This is a genomic window from Acidovorax cavernicola, assembly GCF_003581445.1.
In genome coordinates this window covers 23,893-49,342 of record NZ_QXMN01000009.1, presented here as the reverse complement: position 1 = coordinate 49,342, position 25,450 = coordinate 23,893, and the positions used below count along the sequence as shown (strand labels likewise).

Below are 25,450 nucleotides of genomic sequence, written 5' to 3'. Positions count from 1 at the left end.
CATGACACCCGCCACACGCAACCACCTGGCCCAGGCCGCCTGGCTCGCCGCCGTGCTGGCGGCGCTGGGCGGCGTGTTCGCGCTGTATGTGCATCCGGCATTCCTGGTCACGCTGGTCGACCAGGTGTGGTCCTGCTTCTGACAACCTCGCCCCAAGATCGACCGCTATGAAAGATATAGCAGCCGCAGTGCATGCGACCGCGACACCTTCTGAATGGATCGTGCGCTGGTCGCACCTGCTCGCGCCGGCCGCCACCGTCCTCGACGTGGCCTGCGGGTCCGGGCGGCACATGCAGTGGTTCGCCGGGCGCGGACATGCAGTGACCGGCGTCGACCGCGCGCCCGAAGCCGTCGAGGCCGCGGGCGCTTTCGGCCGGGTCGTGGCGGCCGACATCGAGTCGGGCCCCTGGCCCTTCGCGGCCCAGCGCTTCGGCGCGGTGGTCGTCACGAACTACCTCTGGCGCCCGCGCATGGCCGAGATCGTGGCCGCGGTGGCGCCCGGCGGCGTGCTGCTGTACGAGACCTTCGCGGCCGGCAACGAGTCCGTCGGCAAGCCCTCGCGGCCCGATTTCCTGCTGCAGCCTGGCGAACTGCTCGGGGCCTGCGCCAGCCTGCGGGTCGTGGCTTATGAAGATGGTTTCCTGCCGGAGCCGGCGCGCTTCGTCCAGCGCATCGCCGCCGTGCGGCCCGGCGAAGCGGCCGCGGGTGCCCCGCCCCGCCACTTCCTGAAGGCCAGCTGAGCGCGCCGACACAACTGTCTCCGGCCCGGCCGGAGTCAGTAGAATGGCCGCTTTCGTCCACCGACAAAGAGATTCCCTTGGAGCAACTGACAGGCAGCATCGTCGCGCTCGTCACGCCGATGCACGACGACGGCAGTGTCGACTACCCCGCCCTGCGGCGGCTCATCGACTGGCACATTGACGAAGGCACCGACTGCCTTGGCGTGGTCGGCACCACCGGCGAATCGCCGACGGTCGATGTGGAAGAGCACTGCGAAATCATCCGCGTATCCGTCGAGCAGGCCCGGGGCCGCGTGCCCGTGATGGCCGGCTGCGGCGCGAACTCGACCAAGGAAGCCATCGAGCTCGCCAAGTTCGCCAAAGGCGTCGGCGCCGACTCGCAACTCCAGGTCGTTCCCTACTACAACAAGCCCACGCAAGAGGGCCAGTACCAGCACTTCAAGGCCATCGCCGAAGCTGTCGGCGACCTGCCCGTCGTGCTGTACAACGTGCCCGGCCGCACCGTCGCCGATATGGCGCACGACACCGTGCTGCGGCTGGCGCAGGTGCCCGGCATCATCGGCATCAAGGAAGCCACCGGCAACATCGAGCGCGCCCAGTGGCTCATTCGCGACCTGCCGAAGAACTTTGCCGTGTACTCAGGCGACGATCCGACGGCGGTGGCACTCATGCTGTGCGGCGGCCAGGGCAACATCAGCGTCACGGCCAACGTGGCGCCGCGCAAGATGCACGAGCTGTGCGTGGCCGCGCTGGCCGGCGACGTGAAGCGCGCCATGCAGCTGCAGTTCGAACTGATGCCGCTGCACCGCAACCTGTTCGTCGAACCCAACCCGATCCCGCTCAAGTGGGCCATGGCCCGCCTGGGTCTGTGCGGCGGCGCCCTGCGGCTGCCGCTCACGGAATTGGGCGAAGCGAGCCGTCCGGCGGTCGAAGGTGCCCTGCGCGCCACCGGCCTGCTCAAGGACTGACCGAACCCGTTCCCCACCGATCACACCGGTTCCCGCCCGCCTTTCCCCTGCTCCAATCAAGGTCAAGCAACCTTTTGCCGGAACAGCGCTCAGAGAAGGCGGGGCGCTGGGGCCCATCGATTGACCGAACCATTCCACCAAGGAAGACGACGTTGAAGAACATTTCGCGACTTGCACTGCTGGCCCTCGTTGCCAGCCTCGCCGCCTGCTCCGTTCTCGAGAGCGACAAGATCGACTACAAGAGTGCAGGCAAGGCCCCGACGCTCGAAGTCCCACCGGATCTCTCCCAGCTTTCGCGCGACAACCGCTACGCGGTGCCAGGCGGCGCCGTCACCGCCAACGCCTACCAGGCCGGCATCGCGAACGCACCGGGCATTCCCACGGCCGTGGCCAACATCGGCGACGTGCGCATGGAGCGCTCGGGCACGCAGCGCTGGATCGTCGTCAACCGCACGCCCGACCAGCTCTGGGAGCCTGTGAAGGACTTCTGGCAGGAAAGCGGCTTCCTGCTGACCACCGACCAGCGCAACCTGGGCATCATGGAAACCGACTGGGCCGAGAACCGCGCCAAGCTGCCACAGGACATCATCCGCGGCACGCTGGGCAAGCTGGTCGACTCGGTCTACTCGACCGGCGAACTCGACCGCTTCCGCACCCGCCTGGAGCGCAGCACCAACGGCACCGAGATCTTCATCAGCCACCGCGGCATGCAGGAGGTCTACAACAACTCCCGCCAGGACCAGACCGTGTGGCAGCCCCGCCCGAGCGATCCTGAGCTCGAAACCGAATTCCTGCGCCGCCTGATGGTCAAGCTCGGCGTGTCGCAAGAGCAGTCGAAGATCCTCGCCGCCACCACCGCGACGCCCAAGACCGCCACCGTGGCCACCGTCGGCAACCAGCCGGTCGTGCAGATCAGCGAAGGCTTCGACCGCGCATGGCGCCGTGTCGGACTGGCCCTGGACCGCACCGGCTTCACCGTCGAAGACCGCGACCGCAGCGCCGGCATCTACTACGTGCGCTACGTGACGCCGAACCCCGACAAGAAGGACGAAGGCTTCTTCGGCAAGCTGTTCAGCAGCTCGAAGAAGGACGAAGCGCCGATCAAGTTCCGCATCTCGGTCAAGAGCCAGGGCGAAGCCACCACGGTCTCGGTCCTGAACGAAGCCGGCGCGCCCGAAACCTCGGCCAACGCGCAACGCATCGTCAAGGTCATCGCCGACGACCTGAGGTAAGTCCCATGCTCCGCTTCCGAAGCCTCGGCAGCGGCAGCACGGGCAACGCCGCGCTGGTCGAAGCGACGACCAGCGCCGGCCGCACCACCCGCCTCCTGGTCGACTGCGGCTTCGGCATCCGACAGCTCGACCGGCGGCTGGCCCAGGCGGGCCTTGCCGCATCGGACCTCGACGCCGTCTTCATCACCCACGAGCATGGCGACCACATCGGTTGCGCCCATGCCCTGTCGCTGCGCGACCGCATCCCGGTCTGGATGAGCGAAGGTACCTGGCTCGCAACCGGCGGCCGCGACTACGAAGGCCGCCTGCACCTGGCGCGCGACGATGCCGAGTTCACGGTCGGTGACCTCTGCCTGCAGCCCTTCACCGTGCCTCACGACGCCCGCGAGCCGCTGCAGCTGCGCTGCACCGATGGCAACCGCACGCTGGGCGTGCTGACCGACCTGGGCCACGCCACCAGCCATGTGCTGGCCCGGCTGCGCGGCGCGCATGCGCTGCTGCTCGAGTTCAACCACGACAGCGACCTGCTGGCCGGCTCGGCCTACCCCGCGTTCCTGAAGCATCGCGTGGGCGGCAACTACGGCCACCTGTCGAACACCGCCGCGGCCGACATCGCGCGTGCCGTGCTGCACGACGGACTGCGCCACGTGGTCGCGGCGCACCTGAGCGAACAGAACAACCGGCCCGAGATCGTGCGGCGCCTCATGGCCGACGCACTGGGCGGCGACGAGGCCGAAATGCTCACGGCGACCGCCGCCGAAGGCTCGCCCTGGCTGGACGTCTGAGCCCCGTCTGAGCGCCTTCGCCCTCCCCCAATGAAAAAGCCGCCCTCGGGCGGCTTTTTGCATGGTGTGGACCTGGCAGCGAAATTACTGCTTCGGTGCCTCGCCCTTCTTGGCGGCCTCGGTCGCGGCGTTGGCGGCGTCCAGGGCCGACGAAGCGGCTGCCGACGGTGCCGAAGCGGGCGCGGCGGCCGGCGGTGCGGCGGGTGCGGGTTCGGTCACGGGAGCAGGCGGCGGGGTCACGACCGCAGGCGCGGCGTCCTCTTTCGTTCCGCAGGCCACCAGGGCGGCGGCGGCGATCAGCGAGGCAATCAGGACGGACGACGACTTCTTCATGAGGACTCCTTTGGCAATGAAGGTCTGGAATCAAAAAATTCTAGACCGCCAACCTCGCCCGGATATGTCGCAGGGGTGTATTTGCGGCATTGGCTTACAAGCCGAGCGTGGAGGCCGCAAAGGCCGGCCGGCCCTGGCGCCAGCGCTCGTCGACGCTCTCGCGCAGGTCGCGCCGCGCGCGCGCCTCGCTACTGCAGACGCCGCGGCTGCGCTCGGGGTCGATGCGGCGCAGGCACCAGGTGGGCGTCCAGAGGGCGCTGGGCACCTCCTCGGTCGCGCCCGCGCGGCCGCCTGTGGCACGGCATTCGACGATGTGGTCCCAGGTGCGGCGCCACGTCACGAAGCGCGCGTGGCCGCGCTCCACCAGGTCGAAGCGCCCTGCCAACAGCAGCAAGCGGCGGCCACGGCCTGACCAGGCCTGCAGCGCCTCGATGCTCGCGCGCTCGCCCAGGGGCCAGTCGACGAAGTCGGGGTCGCTGAAGACGATCTCGTTCCAGCCCTGGCTCGCTGCCGCAGCCAAGGCTTCGCGCACGAGGTCGGCGAAAGCCTCCCGGCCGTCGAAACGGCCTTCGGTCAAAGGCGCCGGGGCCGCCCCGCCGTCATTCGGCATGCAGCCAGCCCGCCTCGCACCAGTCGCCCAGCAGCGCCAGCGCCCCCTCGCTGGCGCGAGCCAGTTCACGTGCGCCGAGCGCGCGCCGGTCGGCCAGCCTGCGCATCAGCGTGGCGTCGGCACCGCCGGCGCGAAAGCTCTCGCCGTTGATGTAGATGTGCCGCGCGTCGTAGAGCATGCGTGTGCGGCGGTCGAGCGTGACCTCGCGCAGCACCTCGGGCGCCTCGGCGCCTTCGCCGAACCAGACATTGGCCTTCGGTTCGGTGAGCGATTCGCCCAGTGCGCGGTCGATGGCATCGGGGTCGCGCAGCGCAGCCTCGACGGCCTTGCGTGCGAACTCCTGCAGCGCAGCCGGCATCGCGGCCGGAGCTTCGACCGCCGGTTGCGACGGATCACGGTAGCGCGCCAGTTCGGCCGGGCCTGCGTCCTCCAGGTCTTCGGCATAGGCCTGCGCGACGCGCGCCAGCAGATCGGCACCCAGCTCGCCCACGGCGGACGAACGCAGCCCGATGGAGTACGTCATGCAGTCGTCGCCCACCGCCACGCCGTCGTGGGCGTACTTCGGCGGCAGGTACAGCATGTCGCCGGGCTCGAGCACGAAGGTCTGTTCGGGCTCGAAGTTCTCGAGCACCTTGAGCGGCACATCGGGCTGCAGCCGCAGGTCGGACTGCTTGCCGATGGACCAGCGCCGCCGGCCGTGCGCCTGCAGCAGGAACACGTCGTAGCTGTCGAAATGCGGGCCGACGCCGCCGGTGTCGCTTGCGTAGCTGATCATCAGGTCGTCCAGGCGCGCATCGGGCAGGAAGCGGAACTGCCGCAGCAGGTCGTGCACGCCGTCATGGTGCAGGTCGACGCCCTGCACGAGCATCGTCCAGCCTGGCTGCTTCAGCGGCGGCAACGCGCGCCGAGGCAGCGGACCGTGCTTGAGCGACCAGCCGGATGCGCCATGCCGGATCAGGCGGGACTCGACGCCTTCGCGCTCCGCCAACGCGAACAGCGAGGAGCGGTCGATCGGTGGCACCATGCCGGGGACGGCCTGCCGGATCAGCAGGGGTTTCTTTTGCCAGTGCCGGCGCATGAACTGCGCGGCGCTCAGGCCGCCAAGCAAGGGCAGCGGTTGATTGATCTCCATGGGAGAATTCTGCAATGGAAATCTCTGAACAATGCGTGGTCGGCCTGACCTGGACCATGAAAGACACGCTCGGCGATGTGCTGGACGTGCTCGACGAGCCGGTGGAATTCATGGTGGGCGGCGACGACCTCTTCGACGTGATCGAGGCCGCCCTGCAGGGCCATGAGCCCGGCGCGCGCGTCCAGCTGCAGATCGAGCCCGAGCAGGGCTTCGGCGACTTCAACGACCAGCTGCTCTTCCTGGAGCCGCGCGCGCTCTTCCCCGAGGGCACCGAGGAAGGCATGACCTTCGACGGCTCCGCCCTGCCCAAGGGCGTGAGCGAGGCCATGCCCAAGGACGCGCTCTACACGGTGGCCGAGATCTACCCCGACCACCTCGTGCTCGACGGCAACCACCCGCTGGCGGGCATCGCGATCCGCCTCGACATCACGGTGCGCTCGGTGCGCGAAGCGACCGAGGAAGAAGTCGGCCGCGGCTCGGCCGGTACCGCCTTCTTCAAGGTGCCGCCGATGGCACCGGGCAACCAGATGCTGCACTGAGGCCACGCCACCCCACAAAGCAAAAGCCGGGCATTGCCCGGCTTTTTTCTTGCGCGGCCGATCGCCTACATGCGCGAGATGTGCCCGTTGTCGATGCGCACGCGATCGCCGATGCGCAGGTCGCCCGGGTTCTGTACGTCGAAGGCACGGTAGCCGCCGTGGTCGGTCTGCACCGAGACCCGGTAGCTTTCATAGGCACGCGGCCCGTTCTGCTGGGCTTCGATGGTGTTGCCCAGCAGGGCGCCGCCCACGATGCCGAGTGCGGTCGCCGCGGCACGGCCCTGGCCGCGCCCGAACTGGTTGCCCACCACGCCGCCGATGAGACCGCCCGCGACGGCACCGCCACCCGTGGTGCCGATGCCTGCAGTCTCGCTGCGCAGCACTTCGATGTTGGCCACGTGGCCGTACTCGACGTAAGCAGCCTCCTGGTACGCAATGGCCCGCGGCGGGGCCTGATAGGGGTAGCGCGAGGTCTGGTAGACCGGTGCCGGCGCCACACAGGCCGTGAGCGTGGCCAGTGCGAGCACGGACGCCGTGACGGAAATGAAGCGCGTTGAGATTTTCATGAAAGAGGCTCCTCGAAGAAAGCAGCACGCGCCCGAACGGATCGCATGCCTGCCTGTGCCTAACGCCTCAGCCGAAGCCGCGATGACGAAAGACACACGCTGAAACCTTCGAGGCAGACCGCGCGCGGGCAGTTCCGCTCTTTACGCCTCGGATACTCAGGTGCCCTTCAGCTCTGATGGGCAGGCGAGCCTCAGTGCAATCAGTGCTTGCCGGTCGAGCCGTAACCGCCCTCGCCGCGTTGCGAGGCTGCAAATTCGGTGACCACCTGAAACTGCGCCTGCACGACCGGCACAATGACCAGCTGTGCAAGCCGTTCCATCGGCTGCAGCACGAAGGGCGTGTTGCTGCGATTCCAGGCGCTGACCTTCAGCTCGCCCTGGTAGTCGCTGTCGATCAGGCCGACGAGGTTGCCCAGCACGATGCCGTGCTTGTGGCCCAGGCCCGAGCGCGGAAGGATCAGCGCCGCATAGGCCGGATCGGCCAGATGGATCGCGATGCCGGTGCCCACCAGTTGCCAGGCATTGGGCTCGAGCGTGATCGGGGCATCGAGGCAGGCCCGCAGGTCGAGGCCGGCGCTTCCGGGGGTGGCATACGCGGGCAATTGATCCACCATGCGCGGATCGAGGATTCGGACGTCGACTTTCACTGACTTTCTGCCTTGTTCACTTCTGTTGCTGTTCTTTTTGCTTGCGGGCGGCCTCTTCGAGCACCTGCTGCCACTTGGCGACCCCGGGCTTCAGACTGAGCCCCTTGAGAAAACGCTTGCCGGACCAGGCCGCCGCAGCGGCGCCCAGAACCAGCACGGAGAGCGGGACGCCGATCGACCACAGCACCAGGAACACCAGCGCCGCCATGCCGGCCAGCACCTTGAGCGTGGCGGGGGCGATGGCCTTGATCGCGTCTGCCTTCGCGGCTTCGTCGCTCGAAGAATCACGCCGCGCGGCAACCGTTCCTTGCGCGCCCGGCGAAGGCGTCATGCCGACATCGAGCCCGTGCTCGGACTCCTTGCCGGGCGTCCGAGCGGACTGACCCGCCCGCGCCGAAAGCTGCTCCACGTAGCGGGCGAAGTCGCCGTTGGGCGGTGTGTTCGATTCGGTGTTCATCAGGCCCTCCAATCGGGAAGTCGCGCGGCAATCTCCGTCATCAGCTCACGCGCCAGCCGGAGCTTGGGTGCGCGGGGCAGCTCGCGCACACCCTTCGCGTCCACCAGCAGCAGCGCGTTGTCGTCCTGCCCGAAGGTCAGCGGGCCGATGTTGCCCACCAGCAGCGGAATGCCCTTGCGCTCGCGCTTGGCCTTGGCGTGCTCGGCCAGGTTCTCGCTCTCGGCGGCAAAGCCCACGCAGAAGAGCTGTTTGGCCTGAGCGCGCTCGCTCTTGGCCACGGTGAGCAGGATGTCGGGGTTCTCGACGAAGTGCAGCACCGGGGTCTGGCCGCTGCCGTCCTTCTTGATCTTCTGGTCACTGTGCGTGGCCGGGCGCCAGTCGGCCACGGCGGCTGTTGCTACGAAAATGCTAGCACTCTGCGCGGCACGGGTGGTAGCTTCGAGCATCTCCTGCGCCGACAGCACGTCGATGCGGCTCACGCCACGCGGCGTCGGCAGGTGCACCGGGCCGGCCACCAGCGTGACCTCGGCGCCGGCCTCGCGCGCCGCGCGGGCAATGGCGAAACCCATCTTGCCGGACGAATGGTTGGTGATGCCGCGGATCGGGTCCAGCGCCTCGAAGGTCGGGCCGGCCGTGACCAGCACCTTCTGCCCTGCCAGCAGCTTGGGCTGGAAGAAAGCCGTGATGTCCTCGAGCAATTGGGCCGGCTCGAGCATGCGCCCGTCGCCAGTTTCGCCGCAGGCCTGCCAGCCGCTGCCCACGCCGAGCACGGTCGCGCCGTCGGCAGCCACCTGCATCAGGTTGCGCTGGGTGGCCGGATGGGCCCACATCTCGCGGTTCATGGCCGGGGCGATCAGCAGCGGCACACGGTCGGTCGGGCGCGCCAGGCACAACAGGCTCAGCAGCTCGTCGGAGCGCCCCTGCACGAGCCGCGCGATGAAATCGGCGCTGCAGGGCGCCAGCACGATCGCGTCGGCCTCGCGGCTCAGGTTGATGTGCGGCATGTTGTTGGGCTCGCGGGCGTCCCACTGCGAGGTGTAGACGGTGCGTCCCGAGAGCGCCTGCATCGTGACCGGTGTCATGAATTGCTCGGCCGCTTCGGTCATCACGACCTGCACCGTGGCGCCCGCCTTCACGAGCAGCCGGCACAGCTCCGCCGACTTGTAGCAGGCAATGCCGCCTGTGAGGCCGAGGACGATGTGTTTGCCAGCGAGATCTTGCATAAGGACATATTGTTGCTCACATACCGACAAGATCAGCCGCGGGATGGCCTTGGGCCGTGGAGGCACAAAGGGGACACCTATAATCGCAATTTCCCACTGCCCGGATTCACGCGTCCGGAACTGGCATGACCAAATTTGTCTTCGTCACCGGTGGTGTCGTATCTTCCCTTGGCAAGGGAATCGCCTCCGCCTCGCTCGCCGCGATCCTCGAATCGCGCGGCCTCCAAGTCACCCTCATCAAGCTCGATCCGTACATCAACGTCGATCCCGGCACGATGTCGCCGTTCCAGCATGGCGAGGTGTTCGTCACCGATGACGGCGCAGAAACCGACCTCGATCTCGGCCACTACGAGCGCTTCATCAACACGCGGATGCGCAAGGCCAACAACTTCACGACCGGTCAGATCTACAAGACCGTGCTCGAGAAGGAACGCCGCGGCGACTACCTCGGCAAGACCGTGCAGGTCATCCCGCACATCACGAACGAGATCCAGGAATACATCAAGCGCGGCGCCGGCATCGGCACGGCGCACGAGGTGGACGTGGCCATCGTCGAAATCGGCGGCACCGTGGGTGACATCGAATCGCTGCCCTTCCTGGAAGCCGTGCGCCAGATGAGCCTGCGCATGGGCCCGAACAACTCGGCTTTCGTGCACCTGAGCTACGTGCCCTGGATCGCCGCGGCCGGCGAACTCAAGACCAAGCCCACGCAGCACACCGCGCAGAAGCTGCGCGAAATCGGCATCCAGGCCGACGCCCTGCTGTGCCGCGCCGACCGCCCGATTCCCGACGACGAGCGCGCCAAGATCTCGCTGTTCTCGAACGTGCCCGAATGGGGCGTCATCTCCATGTGGGACGTCGACACCATCTACAAGGTGCCCCGCATGCTGCACGAGCAAGGCCTCGATGGCCTGATCTGCGACAAGCTGCGCATCAACACGCCGCCGGCCAAGCTCACGCGCTGGGACGAGCTGGTGTACGAGGTCGAGCATCCGCAACAGGAAGTGTCGATTGCCATGGTCGGCAAGTACGTCGACCTGTCGGACAGCTACAAGTCGCTCAACGAGGCGCTGCGCCACGCCGGCATGAAGAACCATGCGCGCGTGAAGATCGACTACATCGACTCCGAGACCATCTCGGCGCAAGACGTGTCGCGCCTGGCCAAGTACGACGCCATCCTGGTGCCCGGCGGCTTCGGCCAGCGCGGTGTCGAGGGCAAAATTTCGGCCGCGCGCTTCGCCCGCGAATCGAAGGTGCCGTACCTGGGCATCTGCCTGGGCATGCAGGTCGCGACCATCGAATACGCCCGCCACGTCGCCGGCCTGAAGAACGCCAACAGCACCGAGTTCGACCCCGAAACGCCCACGCCCGTGATCGCGCTGATCACCGAGTGGAAGGACCGCGACGGCACCGTGAAGACGCGCGACGAGAAGTCCGACCTCGGCGGCACCATGCGCCTGGGCGCGCAAAGCTCCGACGTCTCGCCCGGCACGCTGGCGCACAGCATCTACGGCGACGTCGTCACCGAGCGCCATCGCCACCGCTACGAAGCCAACGTCAACTACCTCGACGAGCTGCGCAACGCCGGCCTCGTGATCTCCGCGCTCACCCAGCGCGAGCACCTGACCGAGATCGTCGAGCTGCCGCAGAACGTGCATCCGTGGTTCATGGGCGTGCAGTTCCACCCCGAGTTCAAGTCAACGCCGTGGGGCGGCCATCCGTTGTTCAACGCCTTCATCAAGGCGGCGCTCGACCACAAGGACAAGAGCGCAGGCAGCACGAACAAGGCACTCAAGGCCGTTGCATGAAACTTTGCGGATTCGACATCGGGCTGGACCAGCCCTTCTTCCTGATCGCTGGCCCCTGCGTGGTCGAATCCGAACAGTTGCAGATGGACACGGCCGGCACGCTGAAGGAAATCACGGCGTCGCTGGGCATCCCGTTCATCTTCAAGAGCAGCTTCGACAAGGCCAACCGCTCGTCGGGCACGAGCTTTCGCGGCCCGGGTCGCGACAAGGGCCTCGAGATCCTGGCCAAGGTGAAGCGCGAACTCGGCCTGCCGGTGCTGACCGACGTGCACACCCACGAGGACATCACCGAGGCCGCCAAGGTGGTCGACGTGCTGCAGACGCCCGCCTTCCTGTGCCGCCAGACCGACTTCATCCACGCCGCGGCGCAGTCGGGCAAACCGGTGAACATCAAGAAGGGCCAGTTCCTCGCACCGCACGACATGAAGAACGTCATCGACAAGGCTCGTGCTGCCGCGAAGGAAGCCGGCCTCGATGAAGACAGCTTCATGGCCTGCGAACGCGGCGCCAGCTTCGGCTACAACAACCTCGTATCGGACATGCGCTCGCTCGCGATCATGCGCGAGACGAAGGCACCCGTGGTGTTCGACGCCACGCACTCGGTGCAGCTGCCCGGCGGACAGGGCACCAGCTCGGGCGGCCAGCGCGAGATGGTGCCGGTGCTCTCGCGCGCGGCCGTGGCCGTGGGCGTGGCCGGTCTCTTCATGGAGACGCACCCCGACCCCAGCAAGGCATTGAGCGACGGCCCCAACGCCGTGCCGCTCAAGCACATGAAGGCCCTGCTCGAGACGCTCGTCACGCTCGACCGGGTCACCAAGAAGAACGCATTTCTCGAGGACATCTTCCAGCAATGACCAGCGCCTACATCATCGCCAACGTCGAGGTCACCAACCCCGCGCAGTACGAGGACTACAAGAAGTGGTCCACCGAAGCCATGAAGGCGCACGGCGCCGAAGTGTGCGTACGCGGCGGCAAGGTGGAGGTGCTGGAAGGCGACGACTGGAACCCGCAGCGCCTGGTGGTGCTGAAGTTCCCCAACGTCGAAGCCGCGCATAAGTTCTATGCCTCGCCGGAATATGGCAAAGCACGCGCAGCGAGGGCCGGAGCGGCGATCATGCGCATGATCGTCGTCGAAGGTGTCTGAGCGCCGCGACGGCGGCCACACACAACAAGTTTTGGAAACTGGAGCAAATCAAGCATGAGTGCAATCGTTGACATCGTCGGCCGGGAAATTCTCGACAGCCGCGGTAACCCCACCGTCGAATGCGACGTGCTGCTGGAAAGCGGCACCATGGGCCGTGCGGCCGTGCCCTCGGGCGCCTCGACCGGTTCGCGCGAGGCCATCGAGCTGCGCGACGGCGACAAGGCCCGCTACCTCGGCAAGGGCGTGCTGAAGGCCGTCGAGAACATCAACACCGAGATCTCGGAAGCCGTGCTCGGCCTCGATGCCAGCGAACAGGCCTTCCTCGATCGCACGATGATCGACCTGGACGGCACCGACAACAAGGGCCGCCTGGGCGCCAACGCCACCCTGGCCGTCTCGATGGCCGTGGCCCGCGCCGCGGCCGAGGAGTCGGGCCTGCCGCTGTACCGCTATTTCGGCGGCATGGGCGGCATGCAGCTGCCGGTGCCGATGATGAACGTCATCAACGGCGGCGCGCACGCCAACAACAGCCTGGACCTGCAGGAGTTCATGATCATCCCCGTGGGCGCCAAGAGCTTCCGCGAGTCGGTGCGCTACGGCGCCGAAGTGTTCCACGCCCTGAAGAAGATCCTGGGCGACCGCGGCATCAGCACGGCCGTGGGCGACGAAGGCGGCTTCGCCCCCAGCGTCGAGAGCCACGAAGCAGCCATCCAGCTGATCCTGGAAGCCATCGACAAGGCCGGCTACACCCCCGGCGAGCAGATCGCCCTGGGCCTGGACTGCGCGGCCAGCGAGTTCTACAAGGACGGCAAGTACGTGCTGTCGGGCGAGAACCTGTCGCTGTCGGCCGAGAGCTGGACCGACATGCTCGCCACCTGGGTCGACAAGTACCCGATCATCAGCATCGAAGACGGCATGCATGAAGGCGACTGGGACGGCTGGAAGCACCTGACCGAACGCCTGGGCAAGCGCGTGCAGCTGGTGGGTGACGACCTGTTCGTCACCAACACCAAGATCCTGCAAGAGGGCATCGACAAGGGCATCGCCAACTCGATCCTGATCAAGATCAACCAGATCGGCACGCTCACCGAAACCTTCGCCGCCATCGAGATGGCCAAGCGCGCGGGCTACACGGCCGTCATTTCGCACCGTTCGGGCGAAACCGAGGACAGCACCATCGCCGACATCGCCGTGGGCACCAACGCCGGCCAGATCAAGACCGGCTCGCTGTCGCGCTCGGACCGCATCGCCAAGTACAACCAGCTGCTGCGCATCGAAGAAGACCTCGGCGACATCGCCGTCTACCCGGGCCGCGGCGCGTTCTACAACCTCAAGTAGCGCACTGCAGCCCGCATGCGCGCGCGCTTCGTCCCTCCTCTCATCCTGGTGCTCCTGCTGGCCATCCTGCAGTGGCAGCTGTGGAACGGGCGCGGCAGCGTGCGCGAGGTCGCCCAGCTGAAAACCCGGCTGGCCGACCAGAAGGACGCCAATGCCAAGGCCGCCCTCAACAACGAGCGGCTCGCGTCCGAGGTCAATGACCTCAAGGACGGTCTCGAGATGGTCGAGGAGCGCGCCCGCGCGGAACTCGGCATGGTCAAGCCGAACGAAGTCTTCGTGCAGATCGCTCACTAGGATGACCCCCAGTCTTCGCGCACTTCGTGTCGCTTCGCCAACCCCCTTTCAGGGGGCGACACCTGCGGCCCGGCGAAGCCGGTTCCGCGGTGTCTCGCGAACAGGCCACGACGACGGTGCCCTTCGGGGGCGAATCTGATCCTCGAGCTCCTGTCGGCCTCCGCCTTCGTGTGGTGGGGCGCTCCCGTCACCTGGCTCGAACTCGTCGCTGCCGTGCTCGCGCTCGCGATGGTCGGCTGCAACATGCGCGAGATCCACTGGGGCTGGCCGCTGGCCATCGTCAGTTCACTGCTCTACGTGGTGGTGTTCGCCAAGGCACGCATCTACGGCGATGCCGCCCTTCAAGTCTTTTTCGCATTCGTCGCCCTGTGGGGCTGGGCGCAATGGCTGCGGGGCCATCGCGCCGACGGCAGCGCCCTGCGGGTGAGCCGGCTGTCGCCGCGCGGCACCGTGTACGCACTCGTGGCCTGCGCCATCGCGTGGCCCATGGTCGCCCTCTTCCTGGGCCGCTTCACCAACACCGACGTGCCCTGGTGGGACGGCTTTGTCACCGGCCTGAGCCTGGTCGGGCAGTTCCTTCTCGGTCGCAAGTTCATCGAGAACTGGCTCGTGTGGCTGGCCGTGAACGTGGTCAGCGTGGGCCTGTTCATCCACAAGGGCCTGTGGCTCACGACGGGGCTGTACACGGTGTTCGCCGTGCTCAGCGTGGCCGGCTTCCTCGCATGGCGCCGACGCCTGCCTCAGGCCGGAACGAAGGCGGTGCCCGCATGACGCCGAGCCTGCCGACCGGTTGCGTCATCGCGCTCGTGGGTGCCGAGAGCACCGGCAAGACCGAGCTCTCGCGCGCCATCGCGCAGCGCCTGCAGGACCGCGGCACGCCTGTCACGCTGGTGGGCGAGTACCTGCGCGAATGGTGCGAACGCGAGGGCCGCACGCCGCGTCCCGACGAGCAGCAGGCCATCGCCGACGAACAGATGCGCCGCATCGACCTGGCAGCAGCCACAGGCGTTGTAGTGGCCGACACGACGGCGCTCATGACGGCGGTCTACAGCGAGCAGCTCTTCGCCGACACCTCGCTCTACGACAGCGCGCTCGCCGCGCAGCGACGCTACGCCATCACGCTGCTCACCGCGCTCGACCTGCCCTGGGTGGCCGACGACATGCGCGACGGCCCGCACGCGCGTCAGCCGACCGACACGCTGGTGCGTGCCGCGCTCACGCGTGCCGGACTCTCCTACGCCGTGGTGCACGGCAGCGGCGGCGAACGGCTGGCGAATGCATGGAACGCGATCAACACCATCGCCGGCAACGAAGGCCGTACCCGCACGCGCACTCGCCGCGACACGAAGCCCGCCACGTGGACATGGCCTTGCGAGAAGTGTTCCGACCCGGAATGCGAACATAAGCTCTTCAGCGACCTGATGGCGCGCCGCGACCCGACCTGAGCCCTTCCGGTTCTTGCGTGCTCGCGCGCCCTCTCCTCTTCACCGGAGACCCGATGCCCGTTTCGACTGCCGCGCGCCTTGCCGCCCGCGCTCCCGCCGCCGCTTTCCTCTCTTTGCTGCTGACCGCCGGAGCCGCTTCCGCAGCCCCTGTCGCCGCCACCGTCGAGAACGCCACCACCCCCACGGCCTGCGCCGAGGAAGACAACGTGTCGATGGTGCTGCGCGGCGACGGCATCCGCCGCATGCGCATCGAGGCGCTGCAGCCAAGCTACCTCGGCAGCATCGGCAACGACGTCACCGCACCCGATTTCTCGGGCTGCAACTTCGATGGCGGCGCACACCCCACCGATCCGGCGCACCGTTTCAGGAAGCGCACCGTCGTGCTGCTCGACAACGCGCAGTGGCGCATCGTCGGCATGACGCTGCCGACCTTCTGGCGGCCGGCGCGCGTGCCGGTGCAGGTCGGCATGCGCCACGACCGCGGCTTTCACCTGCTTCAGGTGTTCAAGAAGGAAAAGGGCAAGGCGCTCGAGGCCATCGTGCTGTACCCGTCCGACGGCTACTGGCGCCTCAAGCCGCTGCCCGAGGCGCGCTTCGGCGATGGCGTGTATGGCTCGTCGTTCCTGCTCGGCCCGGTCGTGCAGGCCGGACGGCCGGTGGTGAACATCGCGGCGATCCGCGTCGTGCCGAAGCCGCTCGCCATCCACCTGCGCTTCACCAACGGCAGCAGCGCCGTGGCGCGCGTGGCCGAGATCAGCCGCACGCGCACCGCCCTCGACGTGACGCTCTCGAAGCCCACGCAGAGCGCGAAGCAACCCTTCGCGGTGCTGCGCTCGATGTACGTGACGCCCAACAACGCCGACATGAGCGAAGTGCGCTGGCTGGCCTCGCCGCAGGCGGCCGAGCAGGTGCTGCCGCTGCCCGAGGTGAAGACGCTGAACGCCACGCAGGTGCGCTTCGGCCGCAGCCTGCCCTCGAAGCACAACACGAGCGCGCCCGACATCGAATTCAGCGGCTTCGACGACGAAGCCCGCTGAACCCGGCTCGCCTCAGGCCGCGCGCCGCACCTCGCCGGGCGTGAGGCCCAGCACGCGGCGCATGCAGCGCGCCATGTGGCTCTGGTGCGAGAAGCCGCTCTCGAGCGCCACGAGGCTCGCGGGTAGTTCGCTGTTCAGCAACAGGCTGCGCGCGCGGTCGACGCGGCGATGCACCACGTAGGCATGCACCGCCTGACCGGTTGAGCGCTTGAACTGCGTCTTCAGGTGCGAAGCGCTCAGGCCCGCGACCTCGGCCAGCGCGGCCAGCGACAGGTCACCGTCCAGATGGGCTTCGATGAACTCGGTGACACGTTTCAGCTGCAGCCGCGTCAGCCCCTGCGCAGGTGACGGAGCCACCTGCGGACCGGCGGCGATCAGCTGCACCGCGAGCGCGGTGCCGAGGCTGTCGGTGTAGAGCCGGCCATTGGGAAAGCCCGCACGCCGCTCGGCGTCGAGCGCCCATGCGATGTGCTCGATCTGCGGATCGCGGAACTGGTGGCGTTCGCCCAGCACCGCGCGCTCGGCCGGCAGGCCCATCTCGTCGGCCGTGCGCATCAGCAGCGCGGGCGCCATGCGCACCACGACCGAGGTGCTCGGCGACTCCTCGTGCCAGATGTCGGCGCTGCCGGCCGGCAGGATGTCGAGGTCGCCGCGCGTGTAGAGAAAGCGATGGAACTGGCACGCGCCCGCCACCGGCGCGCCCGCGTGCAGCTTGAGACGGTGGTCGGGCAAGGCCTCGTAGCCGACCACGCCGCCGGGGGTCTGGCGCATGTCGACGCGCAGGCTGTCGGTGGCCCGCGGTGCGACGAAGCTGTCAGCCGACAGCGCCACGTCGGACGCCAGGCCGGGCCCGCGCACATCGGTGTCCAGATGGGTATCGCTCATCGAAACATTATGGGCCGCGAGCGCCCTGCATGCCGTCGACCGTTTGTGCTCCCCCACAGCTGAACGTGCGCGACCGCAGGCCGTGCGATCCGGATCATCGACGGCCATGAACACCACACCCCACACACCTTACGCAGGCAAGAAAGCCGTCATCACCGGCGGCACCCTCGGCATGGGCCTGGCCACCGCACAGGCGCTGCTCGACGGCGGCGCCGACGTGCTCGTCACCGGACGCAACCCGCAGAACCTGGAGGCCGCGCGCCGCGTGCTCGAACCGTTCGGAGCACGGGCCCAGGTGCTGGCCTCCGACACGGCCTCGCTGGCCGACATCGACGCGCTCGCCGCCACGGTGCGCGAGCGCCTCGGCCGCATCGACCTGCTGCACATCAACGCGGGCATCTCGTCGCTGGAACCCTTCGAGCAGGTGACCGAGGCCGGCTACGACCGCGCCTTCGCGGTCAACACCAAGGGGCCGTTCTTCACCGTGCAGCGCCTGGCGCCGCTGATGCCCGCGGGCAGTGCCATCGTCTTCACCTCGTCCATCGCGGACGAAGGCGGCATGCACGGCATGAGCGTCTACAGCGCCACCAAGGCCGCCTTGCGCTCGATGGCTTCGGGCTTCGCGGCGGAGCTGGTGACGCGCGGCATCCGCGTGAACGTGGTGAGCCCCGGCTTCATCGACACGCCCACGCTCGGCGTGACCGACGCGAGCGCCGAAGAGCGCGCGGAGTTCATGCGGCTGGGCGACCAGATCACGCCGATGCGGCGCCACGGCACGTCCGCCGAAGTGGCGCGCGCGGTGCTCTTCTTTGCCTTCGAGGCGACCTTCACGACAGGTGCACGGCTCACCGTCGACGGCGGGCTGGGCCAGGGCCTGACGCCGGCCGCCGCCTGACACCCATTCATTCCGCACCAAGGAACACCACATGACCGACGTTTCCCTCATCGGCCTCGGCCCCATGGGCCTGGCCCTCGCGCGTGCCCTTCAATCGAAATTCACGCTGACGGTGTGGAACCGCACCGCCGAGCGCGCCGAGCCCCTCCTGAATCCCGGCACGGTGCTCGCGCCGACGGCCCTGGCCGCCGTGCAGGCCAGCCCCGTGGTGCTGGTCTGCGTGGCCGACTACACGGCGTCGCGCGCCATCCTCGCCGCGCCCGGCGTGATGGACGCGCTGCGCGGCAAGGTGCTGGTGCAGCTGAGCACCGGCACGCCGCAGGATGCGCGCGACGACTGGGCCGCGCTCAGCGGCGTGGCCTACCTCGACGGCGCCCTGCTCGCCACGCCCGGCCAGATCGGCCGGCCCGACACACCGCTCTTCATCTCCGGCGAAGCCCGCGCCCTCGCTGCCTGCCGGCCGCTGCTCGATGCCATCGCAGGGAACATCCAGCACATGGGCGAGCCGATCGGCAATGCGGCCGCCTGGGACCTGGCCACGCTCTCGTGCATGTTCGGCGCGATGAGCGGCTTCTTCCACGGCGTGCGCATCTGCGAAGCCGAAGGACTGCCAGTGGACGGGTTCTCGCAGATGATCGGCGCGATCTCGCCGGTGCTCGGCGAAATGCTCCAGGACGAGGGCGAAGCCATTCACGCGGGCCGATACGGCGAGCCCGAGAGCTCGATGGCCACCTGCGCGGGTTCGGGCCGGCTGTTCGTGAAGCAGGCGCGCGAAGCGCAGCTCGATGCGAGCTTTCCGGATTTCCTGATGGGGCAGTTCGAACGCGCGCTGCGCGCGGGCCTGGGCAACGAGCGCCTGGCCGCGATGGTCAAGGTGCTGCGACAGCCGGCCTGACCGGCTGCGCGATGCCGCTTACTGGACGACCGGGCTGCCCGGCAGCTGGTCGCCCAGCGGCTTGAACAGCTGCGCGGTGTCGACCGCATCGAAGCGGTACTGCTTGCCGCAGAAGTCGCAGCCGACCTCGATGTCGCCGCGCTCGGCCAGGATGCCCTCGGCCTCTTCCACGCCCAAGCCGCGGATCATCTGCGCCACGCGCTCGCGGCCGCAGGTGCACGCGAAGTGCGGGCCCAGCAGGCCGGCCTGCGGTTCGAAGCGCAGCACCTTCTCTTCCCAGAACAGGCGGCGCAGGATGGTCTCGACGTCGAGCGTGAGCAACTCGTCGCGCGTGAGGCTCGACGCGAGGATCGAGATGCGGTTGTATTCCTCGTTGCGGCCGATCTGGTCCTGGTGGGCCTCGTCGTGCGCCTGCTGCGAGGTGCCTTCGAGGTTGCCCTCGCCCTTGATGGGCAGGCGCTGGATCAGCAGGCCGGCGGCCACCTTGTCGTCGGCCGCGAGCACCAGCGTGGTGTCGAGCTGTTCGCTTTGCAGCATGTAGTGCTGCAGCACGTCGCTGAGCTTGCCCAGCTTCTGGCCGTCATCACCGAACAGCGGCACGACGCCCTGGTACGGCGTGGTGCCGGGCAGCTTGTCCTTGGGGTCGAGCGTGATGGCGCAGCGGCCCTTGTTGTTCACGTTGACCATGTCGGGCAGGTGCGCGTCGGCCGGCAGGTCGCCGATCACCTTCGCGGTGGCGCGCAGGCTCAGGTCGGGCTTGGCCTCGGCCACGGCCACCTTCACGGGGCCGTCGCCAAAGATCTGCAGGATCAGCGCACCGTTGAACTTGATGTTGGCCTGCATCAGCGTGGCCGCGGCCGTCATCTCGCCGAGCAGTTCGGCCACCGGCGGCGGGTATGGGCCGGTGGCGGTGTTGGAGGCGCGCCGCGCAAGGATCTCCTGCCACGCATCCGTCAGGCGCACGATCATGCCGCGCACCGGCAGGCCATCGAACAGGAATTTGTGCAGCTCGCTCAAAACGTTTTCTTTCTATCTCTGGGTGCCTGCGACCGAAGCGGTCAGGCGATCTTTTTCAGGCCCTTCGCGAAGCGATGGGCGTTTTCGACGTAGTGCTCGGCGCTTTGCCGCAGCTTGGCGGCGGCCGCATCGTCGAGCGTGCGCACCACCTTGGCGGGCGAGCCGATGATGAGGGAGTTGTCGGGAAACTCCTTGCCCTCGGTCACGACGCTGCCGGCACCAACGATCGAATTGCGGCCGATCTTCGCGTTATTCAAGACCACGGCCTGGATGCCGATCAGCGAGTTGTCGCCGATGGTGCAGCCGTGCAACATCACCTGATGCCCCACCGTCACGTTGTCGCCGATGGTCAGCGGGCAGCCGATGTCGGCGTGCAGCACCGAGAGGTCCTGGATGTTGCTGTTGCGGCCGATGGTCAACACCTCGGTGTCGCCGCGCAGCACGGCGCCGAACCAGACGCTCGCGTTCTCGGCCAGTTCGACGTTGCCCATGACCTGGGCGCTGTCTGCGACCCATGCGCCTTCGCCAAGGCGCGGGGCCACGCCATCCAATTCGTAAATCGCCATCGTGGTTGTCTCCGGGGGCAAAACTAGAATTGTAGGGATGCACCCCCGATTGAGCGCGCTGGCCGCGCTGCGCCTCACAGATCCCGACGCCAAGGTAGCGGCAACACGCGCCACAGCTGCACAGGCAGCTACCGTTTCCATAGCACTCGAGCCCCTGCGCACGCCCGGCGACGACGACGGCGTGCCGGGCCGCCCCGAACGCCCGCTGCGCGTGGCCGCCACCGCCGTGCAGAAGCGCTCGCCCTTCACGCCCGAAGGCCGCGCCGCGCTGATCCATTCGATCTGCCACATCGAGTTCAACGCGATCAACCTCGCACTCGACGCCGTGTGGCGCTACGACGGCATGCCCGAGGCCTACTACCGCGACTGGCTGCGCGTGGCCGACGAGGAGGCCCTGCACTTCACGCTGCTGCACACGCACCTGCAGGACATGGGCTGGCGCTACGGCGACTTTCCGGGCCACGACGGCCTGTGGAACATGTGCGAGAAGACCAAGGACGACGTGCTCGCCCGCATGGCGCTGGTGCCGCGCACGCTGGAGGCGCGCGGGCTCGACGCCACGCCGCTGATCCAGTCCAAGCTGAAGCGCGTGAACACGCCCGATGCGCTGCGCGCGGTGGAGATCCTCGACATCATCCTGCGCGACGAAGTGGGTCACGTGGCCATCGGCAACCACTGGTACCGCTGGCTGTGCGAGCGCGCCGGGATCGACGCCGAAGCCAATTACCCGGCCCTGGTGGCGCGCTACGACGCGCCGCGCCACAAGCCGCCTTTCAATCTCGAAGCGCGCAGCCGGGCGGGGTTCAGCTCCGAAGAGCTGCGCGCGCTGACCGACTCCCGCCCTGAATGACTGATGTGATTGCCGACCAGACCTGGTCACGCGCCGAGCTGCAAGCCCACCTCCAGGGCCACGACACACCGCCCCACTTCGAGCGCTGCCATTTCGACGAAGCCGACCTGTCGCGCCTCGACCTGCGCGGCGCGCAGTTCACGCTGTGTAGCTTCGCCGAGACCTCCTTCGACCGTGCGCAACTGGCGGACACGCGCTGGACCGGTTGCCGCGCGCGCCAGGCCGACTTCGGCCTGGCCGACCTCACGAACGCGCGCTTCCAGGACTGCGACCTGAACAACACGCAATGGGCACGCGCCAAGCTGGCTTCGGCGCTCTTCACCGGCGTGAAGCTCACGGGCGCGCACTTCGGCGAGGTATCGGCGCTGGGCGTGGTGTTCAAGGATTCGCTGCTGGTCGACGCGCACCTGCGCGGTCTGTCGTTTCGCAAGCAGACGCTCGAACAGCTCGACTTCTCCGAAGCCGACCTGTCGGGCTGCGATTTCCGCGAGACAGTGTTCGAGGGCGGCAGCCTGCGCAACGCGCACCTGAAGCTCGCGCGCTTCGAAGGTGCCGATTTGCGCGAGGTCGACCTGGGCGGCCTGCGGCTGGCCAACGCCGCGCCGTTCAAGGGCGCGACCATCTCGCACCGGCAGGCCGCGTCGCTGGTCGAGGAACTCGGCCTGCGCGTGGTCTGAGCAGGGTCAGGACGTCGCGGTGCGGCTGTGCACCACCAGCTTCGGCGTGAAGTACTGAAGCACCTCGCCGCGCTGGTTGCGCGTCTGGCAGCGCATCGTGACCATCGCGCGGCCGGGCTTGGAGCGCGAAGGCGTGATGTCGACGACCTCGCTCACCACATGCAGCACGTCGCCGGGCCGCGTCGGCTTGGGCCACTGCAGCTCGCCGCCCGAGCCGATGATGCCGTCGGCCAGCGGGATGCCGCTGTCCACCAGCAGCTTCATCGTGAGCGCGGCCGTGTGCCAGCCGCTGGCCGCAAGGCCGCCGAAGAAGGTCGCTTTCGCCGCCTCTTCGTCGGTGTGGAAAGGCTGCGGATCGAACTGCAGGGCGAAGGCCTTGATCTGCGCCGCGTCGAGCAGGTGTTCGCCGCTCTGGAACCGGTCGCCGACCTTCAGGTCTTCGAGATACAGCTTGGCCATGAGAGTCTCCTTGTGGTGTTGCCTGCCATTCTCGGGCGATCAGACGCGCTCCAGGATGGTGGCAATGCCCTGCCCGCCACCGATGCACTGGGTTGCGAGCGCATAGCGGCCGTTTTCGCGCGCCAGCAGCGCCGCCGCCTTGCCCGTGATGCGCGCGCCGGTCGCGCCCAGCGGATGGCCGATGGCCAGGCCGCCACCATCGAGGTTGACCTTCGCCGGATCGAGTCCGAGGTCGCGGATGCAGGCCAGCGCCTGCGACGAGAAGGCCTCGTTGATCTCGATCACGTCGAGGTCGGCCACGCTCAGGCCCGCACGTGCCAGCGCCTTGCGCGTGGCGGGAATGGGGCCGATGCCCATGATGGCCGGGTCGACCCCCACGGTCGCGAACGAGCGGATGCGCGCCAGCGGCTTCAGGCCGTGCTTCGCGGCGAACGCGTCGCTGGTGACCAGCACCACCGCCGCACCGTCGGTCAATGGCGACGAGGTGCCGGCCGTGACCACGCCGTCGGGGCGGAACGCGGGCTTGAGGTTCGCCAGCGCCTCGGCCGATGTCGAGGGCCGGATGCAGCCGTCGGCATCGACCAGGTCGCCAGAGGCCAACCGCACCGGCACGATCTCGTCCGCGAGCCGACCCTGCGCGCGTGCTTCGGCCGCCTTGCGGTGCGACTCGACGGCCAGCGCTTCCTGGTCGGCACGGCTCACGTTCCAGCGCTGCGCCACGTTCTCGGCGGTCTCGCCCATCGAGATATAGGCATCGGTGTTCGCCAGCAGCTCGGGGCTGGGCGAGAAGTTGAAACCGCCCTGCGGCACCATCGTCATCGACTCCACGCCCACGCACAGGAAGGCCTCGCCCATGCCTGCCTCGATCTGCGCGGCGGCGATGTGCACAGCCTGCATCGACGAGCCGCAGAAGCGGTTCACCGTCATGCCGCCCACCTCGTGCGGCAGCCCGGCCAGCAGCCCGACGATGCGCGCAAGGTTGTTGCCCTGCGAGGCCTCGGGGTAGGCGCAGCCCAGGATGATGTCTTCGAGCAGCGCGGGGTCGAGGTCGGTGCGCTGCAACAGGCCCTTGACCACGCCGGCGGCGAGCGTGTCGGGGCGCACCTCGGCCAGCGCGCCCTTCTTGGCGAAGTGGAACGGGGAACGGGCGTAGGCGGAAATCACGGCTTTCATGGAAACACTCCTTGGAGAAAATCTACCTTCCAATCGGTAGGCCTCAGGGGTCAAAAAAAGGCACGCCCTGCGTGCCCGTGGTGAAACGGATCGGTCAATCGACTGGTAACGCGCGCCGCAGCTGCGCGATGGCGTCGTCGAAGTCTTCGACGCGGCCCGTCATGCGCGACGCGACCAGCGCGCCCTGGCAGGACGAGAACACGAAGGCCGCGAGCGAGGCCACGGGGTTGTCTTTCTGCGCCTGCGCGGGCACCAGCGCGCCGAGCACGCCGGTGAGCCACATCACCTGCGTATTCCGCAGGGTCTGCACGGCCTGGCGCAGTTCCTCGTTGATGCAGTCCCAGCCCGGCGCCAGCGCGCCCGCCGGGCACAGGCCCGCACCGGCCTTCAGCGTGTTGCGGTACATGCGGAAATAGGATTCGAGCGCGTCCTTCGGCTCGCGCGCGCGCGCCGCCACCCAGTCCTTGAAGCCCTGCGTGGCCCCCTGGATCACCGCGATGCCGAGCGCTTCCTTGGTGGGAAAGTGGTGGTACAGGCTCGCCTTGCGAACGCCGACCGCGTTGGCCACGTCCTGGAAGCTGAAGCCCAGGTACGAACGGGTTTCGATGAGCCCGCGCGCCACCGCGAGGATCTGCTCGCGGGTGCCGCCGGGGGCCAGGGTGGAAGCGTCGCTCATCTACCTACTATAAGGTAGGCAATCGCATCCCTGCAAGCGCCGGGGTCAATCGGCCTTGATGCCGGCGGCCTTCACGATGCGGCCGTTGCTTTCGAACTCGGAGGCGATTTCCTTGGCGAAGGCCGCCGGGGTGCCCGTGGCGGGCACGTTGTCGGTGGCCGTGAGCTTGGCGCGCAGCTCAGGGCTGGCGAGCGCCTTGTTGATCTCGGCGTTGTACTTCGCGACCAGCGCCGCCGGCGTGCCCGCGGGCGCGAACACGCCGAACAGCGAATGGATGTTGGCCGCGCTGTAGCCCAGCTCGGCCAGCGTGGGCACCTGCGACAGGCTCTCCAGCCGCGCCGGCGCCCCGGCCGCCAGCGGGCGCAGCTTGCCCGACTGGATGTGCGCCGACAGCGTCGGGCTGGCGTTGGTCGACAGAATCTCGAACTGCCCGCTCAACGCATCGTTGAGCTGCTGGCCGCCGCCCTTGTACGGCACGTGCGTGATGTCCACACCAGCCGTCGCGCGCACCTGTTCGAGCACGATGTGCCCCAGCGAAGCCGGCCCCGAGGTGGCCCAGCGCACCGCGCCGGGCTGCGCCTTCGCCTCGGCGATCAGCGCGCGGAAATCCTTCGCCTTGCTCGCGGGCGTGGCGACCAGCAGCACGGGCGAATACATCACGCTGGCCACCGGCACGATGTCCTTCAGCGGATCGAACGGCAGCTTGCCCAGGTGCGGGCTCAGCACCAGCGGGCTGATGGCCGAGAAGCCCAGCGTCGCGCCGTCGGGCGCGGCCTTGGCCACCGCGTCCATGCCGATGGCGCCGCTCGCACCTGCGCGGTTGTCGACGATCACCGTCGTGCCCAGCTGCGCGGCGAGCCGGTCGCCGAGCGCGCGTGCGACCACGTCGCTCACGCCGCCCGCCGGGTAGGCCACGATGAGCCGCACGGTGCGCGGCACGGTCTGCGCATGCGCGCCGCTGGCCGCGCACAGCGCCGCGGCGGCGAGCAGCCGGGTCGTGGTGCGGCGCGAAGGCTTGGAGGCGGCGAGGAAGTTCATGGTGTCGGCAAGAGGTGTGCG

The 25,450-nt window shown here is 68.2% G+C and carries 32 protein-coding genes; 18 read left to right on the top strand and 14 right to left on the bottom strand.

Annotated elements, in window-relative coordinates; genetic code table 11:
• Position 1 precedes the first annotated feature (1 nt).
• The 5 genes from D3H34_RS34220 to D3H34_RS10185 all read left to right on the top strand — a co-directional run bounded on the left by D3H34_RS34220 (position 2) and on the right by D3H34_RS10185 (position 3,725).
• A complete protein-coding gene (locus tag D3H34_RS34220) occupies positions 2-142 on the top strand; it encodes a hypothetical protein (RefSeq protein ID WP_167481167.1) in 141 nt (46 codons plus the stop codon).
• A gap of 25 nt (positions 143-167) precedes the next feature.
• Positions 168-740, top strand: a complete 573-nt coding sequence (locus D3H34_RS10200; RefSeq protein WP_119553338.1) for a class I SAM-dependent methyltransferase — start codon at positions 168-170, stop codon at positions 738-740.
• Positions 741-811: 71 nt separating this feature from the next.
• On the top strand, positions 812-1,708 hold the full coding sequence (dapA, locus tag D3H34_RS10195) for a 4-hydroxy-tetrahydrodipicolinate synthase (RefSeq protein WP_370869904.1): 897 nt from the start codon (positions 812-814) through the stop codon (positions 1,706-1,708).
• Between the two features lie 152 nt (positions 1,709-1,860).
• Positions 1,861-2,940, top strand: coding sequence for an NlpB/DapX family lipoprotein (bamC, locus tag D3H34_RS10190; protein ID WP_119553336.1), 1,080 nt, complete (start codon positions 1,861-1,863; stop codon positions 2,938-2,940).
• 5 nt (positions 2,941-2,945) lie between these two features.
• Complete coding sequence (locus D3H34_RS10185; RefSeq protein ID WP_119553335.1) at positions 2,946-3,725, top strand: MBL fold metallo-hydrolase; 780 nt, start codon at positions 2,946-2,948, stop codon at positions 3,723-3,725.
• A gap of 84 nt (positions 3,726-3,809) precedes the next feature.
• On the opposite strand, the gene D3H34_RS10180 is transcribed toward D3H34_RS10185, so the two are convergent.
• The 3 genes from D3H34_RS10180 to D3H34_RS10170 all read right to left on the bottom strand — a co-directional run bounded on the left by D3H34_RS10180 (position 3,810) and on the right by D3H34_RS10170 (position 5,800).
• Positions 3,810-4,058: a hypothetical protein gene (locus D3H34_RS10180; RefSeq protein WP_119553334.1), complete on the bottom strand. Its 249-nt coding sequence runs from the start codon at positions 4,056-4,058 to the stop codon at positions 3,810-3,812.
• Positions 4,059-4,152: 94 nt separating this feature from the next.
• Positions 4,153-4,668 carry a hypothetical protein gene (locus tag D3H34_RS10175; protein ID WP_119553333.1) on the bottom strand — a complete coding sequence of 172 codons (516 nt, stop codon included), beginning with the start codon at positions 4,666-4,668 and terminating at the stop codon, positions 4,153-4,155.
• Positions 4,658-5,800, bottom strand: a complete 1,143-nt coding sequence (locus D3H34_RS10170) for a JmjC domain-containing protein (protein ID WP_119553332.1) — start codon at positions 5,798-5,800, stop codon at positions 4,658-4,660. The genes D3H34_RS10175 and D3H34_RS10170 overlap by 11 nt, the downstream gene beginning before the upstream one ends.
• 14 nt (positions 5,801-5,814) lie before the next feature.
• On the opposite strand from D3H34_RS10170, the gene D3H34_RS10165 reads away from it, so the two are divergent.
• Positions 5,815-6,339: an FKBP-type peptidyl-prolyl cis-trans isomerase gene (locus D3H34_RS10165; protein ID WP_119553331.1), complete on the top strand. Its 525-nt coding sequence runs from the start codon at positions 5,815-5,817 to the stop codon at positions 6,337-6,339.
• Between the two features lie 65 nt (positions 6,340-6,404).
• Here the strand turns inward: D3H34_RS10165 and D3H34_RS10160 are convergent, their stop codons facing one another.
• The 4 genes from D3H34_RS10160 to coaBC all read right to left on the bottom strand — a co-directional run bounded on the left by D3H34_RS10160 (position 6,405) and on the right by coaBC (position 9,232).
• Complete coding sequence (locus tag D3H34_RS10160) at positions 6,405-6,905, bottom strand: outer membrane lipoprotein (protein WP_119553330.1); 501 nt, start codon at positions 6,903-6,905, stop codon at positions 6,405-6,407.
• Positions 6,906-7,105: 200 nt separating this feature from the next.
• Positions 7,106-7,552 (bottom strand): dUTP diphosphatase, encoded by a 447-nt coding sequence (gene dut / locus D3H34_RS10155; protein ID WP_119553329.1) that lies wholly within the window; start codon positions 7,550-7,552, stop codon positions 7,106-7,108.
• 16 nt (positions 7,553-7,568) lie between these two features.
• Positions 7,569-8,009, bottom strand: a complete 441-nt coding sequence (locus tag D3H34_RS10150; protein ID WP_119553420.1) for a hypothetical protein — start codon at positions 8,007-8,009, stop codon at positions 7,569-7,571.
• Positions 8,009-9,232, bottom strand: coding sequence for a bifunctional phosphopantothenoylcysteine decarboxylase/phosphopantothenate--cysteine ligase CoaBC (gene coaBC / locus D3H34_RS10145; protein ID WP_119553328.1), 1,224 nt, complete (start codon positions 9,230-9,232; stop codon positions 8,009-8,011). The genes D3H34_RS10150 and coaBC overlap by 1 nt, the downstream gene beginning before the upstream one ends.
• A gap of 125 nt (positions 9,233-9,357) precedes the next feature.
• Between coaBC and pyrG the strand changes: the two genes are divergently transcribed.
• The 8 genes from pyrG (at position 9,358) to D3H34_RS10100 (ending at position 16,298) form a co-directional block, all read left to right on the top strand.
• Positions 9,358-11,040, top strand: coding sequence for a CTP synthase (gene pyrG, locus D3H34_RS10140; RefSeq protein ID WP_119553327.1), 1,683 nt, complete (start codon positions 9,358-9,360; stop codon positions 11,038-11,040).
• The gene (gene kdsA, locus D3H34_RS10135) at positions 11,037-11,894 is read left to right on the top strand and encodes a 3-deoxy-8-phosphooctulonate synthase (RefSeq protein WP_119553326.1); all 858 of its coding nucleotides are present in this window, start codon (positions 11,037-11,039) and stop codon (positions 11,892-11,894) included. The genes pyrG and kdsA overlap by 4 nt, the downstream gene beginning before the upstream one ends.
• Positions 11,891-12,184: a DUF1330 domain-containing protein gene (locus D3H34_RS10130; protein ID WP_119553325.1), complete on the top strand. Its 294-nt coding sequence runs from the start codon at positions 11,891-11,893 to the stop codon at positions 12,182-12,184. The genes kdsA and D3H34_RS10130 overlap by 4 nt, the downstream gene beginning before the upstream one ends.
• A gap of 54 nt (positions 12,185-12,238) precedes the next feature.
• Positions 12,239-13,522 carry a phosphopyruvate hydratase gene (eno, locus tag D3H34_RS10125; protein ID WP_119553324.1) on the top strand — a complete coding sequence of 428 codons (1,284 nt, stop codon included), beginning with the start codon at positions 12,239-12,241 and terminating at the stop codon, positions 13,520-13,522.
• A gap of 15 nt (positions 13,523-13,537) precedes the next feature.
• A complete protein-coding gene (ftsB, locus tag D3H34_RS10120; protein WP_119553323.1) occupies positions 13,538-13,816 on the top strand; it encodes a cell division protein FtsB in 279 nt (92 codons plus the stop codon).
• A 138-nt stretch (positions 13,817-13,954) separates the two neighbouring features.
• The gene (gene pnuC, locus D3H34_RS10110) at positions 13,955-14,587 is read left to right on the top strand and encodes a nicotinamide riboside transporter PnuC (RefSeq protein ID WP_119553322.1); all 633 of its coding nucleotides are present in this window, start codon (positions 13,955-13,957) and stop codon (positions 14,585-14,587) included.
• Positions 14,584-15,261 (top strand): AAA family ATPase, encoded by a 678-nt coding sequence (locus tag D3H34_RS10105; protein WP_119553321.1) that lies wholly within the window; start codon positions 14,584-14,586, stop codon positions 15,259-15,261. Before pnuC ends, D3H34_RS10105 begins: the two co-directional genes overlap by 4 nt.
• Before the next feature lie 53 nt (positions 15,262-15,314).
• Complete coding sequence (locus D3H34_RS10100) at positions 15,315-16,298, top strand: hypothetical protein (protein WP_119553320.1); 984 nt, start codon at positions 15,315-15,317, stop codon at positions 16,296-16,298.
• 12 nt (positions 16,299-16,310) lie between these two features.
• On the opposite strand, the gene D3H34_RS10095 is transcribed toward D3H34_RS10100, so the two are convergent.
• Complete coding sequence (locus D3H34_RS10095; RefSeq protein WP_119553319.1) at positions 16,311-17,183, bottom strand: AraC family transcriptional regulator; 873 nt, start codon at positions 17,181-17,183, stop codon at positions 16,311-16,313.
• A 106-nt stretch (positions 17,184-17,289) separates the two neighbouring features.
• On the opposite strand from D3H34_RS10095, the gene D3H34_RS10090 reads away from it, so the two are divergent.
• Complete coding sequence (locus D3H34_RS10090) at positions 17,290-18,078, top strand: SDR family oxidoreductase (protein ID WP_119553318.1); 789 nt, start codon at positions 17,290-17,292, stop codon at positions 18,076-18,078.
• A gap of 31 nt (positions 18,079-18,109) precedes the next feature.
• Positions 18,110-18,973 carry an NAD(P)-dependent oxidoreductase gene (locus tag D3H34_RS10085; protein ID WP_119553317.1) on the top strand — a complete coding sequence of 288 codons (864 nt, stop codon included), beginning with the start codon at positions 18,110-18,112 and terminating at the stop codon, positions 18,971-18,973.
• Between the two features lie 18 nt (positions 18,974-18,991).
• On the opposite strand, the gene hslO is transcribed toward D3H34_RS10085, so the two are convergent.
• Entirely contained in the window at positions 18,992-19,990 is a 999-nt protein-coding gene (gene hslO, locus D3H34_RS10080) for an Hsp33 family molecular chaperone HslO (RefSeq protein WP_119553316.1), read from the bottom strand.
• Positions 19,991-20,031: 41 nt separating this feature from the next.
• Entirely contained in the window at positions 20,032-20,556 is a 525-nt protein-coding gene (locus D3H34_RS10075; protein WP_062474644.1) for a gamma carbonic anhydrase family protein, read from the bottom strand.
• Positions 20,557-20,593: 37 nt separating this feature from the next.
• Between D3H34_RS10075 and D3H34_RS10070 the strand changes: the two genes are divergently transcribed.
• A complete protein-coding gene (locus D3H34_RS10070) occupies positions 20,594-21,406 on the top strand; it encodes a ferritin-like domain-containing protein (RefSeq protein WP_119553315.1) in 813 nt (270 codons plus the stop codon).
• Complete coding sequence (locus D3H34_RS10065) at positions 21,403-22,083, top strand: pentapeptide repeat-containing protein (protein ID WP_119553314.1); 681 nt, start codon at positions 21,403-21,405, stop codon at positions 22,081-22,083. The genes D3H34_RS10070 and D3H34_RS10065 overlap by 4 nt, the downstream gene beginning before the upstream one ends.
• 6 nt (positions 22,084-22,089) lie before the next feature.
• Here D3H34_RS10065 and D3H34_RS10060 read toward each other — a convergent pair whose 3' ends face one another.
• From D3H34_RS10060 to D3H34_RS10045, 4 genes are all read right to left on the bottom strand, one after another.
• A complete protein-coding gene (locus D3H34_RS10060) occupies positions 22,090-22,542 on the bottom strand; it encodes a MaoC family dehydratase (RefSeq protein WP_119553313.1) in 453 nt (150 codons plus the stop codon).
• A 39-nt stretch (positions 22,543-22,581) separates the two neighbouring features.
• Positions 22,582-23,715 carry a thiolase family protein gene (locus D3H34_RS10055; protein ID WP_119553312.1) on the bottom strand — a complete coding sequence of 378 codons (1,134 nt, stop codon included), beginning with the start codon at positions 23,713-23,715 and terminating at the stop codon, positions 22,582-22,584.
• Positions 23,716-23,809: 94 nt separating this feature from the next.
• Positions 23,810-24,391, bottom strand: coding sequence for a TetR/AcrR family transcriptional regulator (locus D3H34_RS10050; RefSeq protein WP_119553311.1), 582 nt, complete (start codon positions 24,389-24,391; stop codon positions 23,810-23,812).
• Positions 24,392-24,436: 45 nt separating this feature from the next.
• Entirely contained in the window at positions 24,437-25,429 is a 993-nt protein-coding gene (locus tag D3H34_RS10045; RefSeq protein WP_119553310.1) for a Bug family tripartite tricarboxylate transporter substrate binding protein, read from the bottom strand.
• Positions 25,430-25,450: the final 21 nt, after the last annotated feature.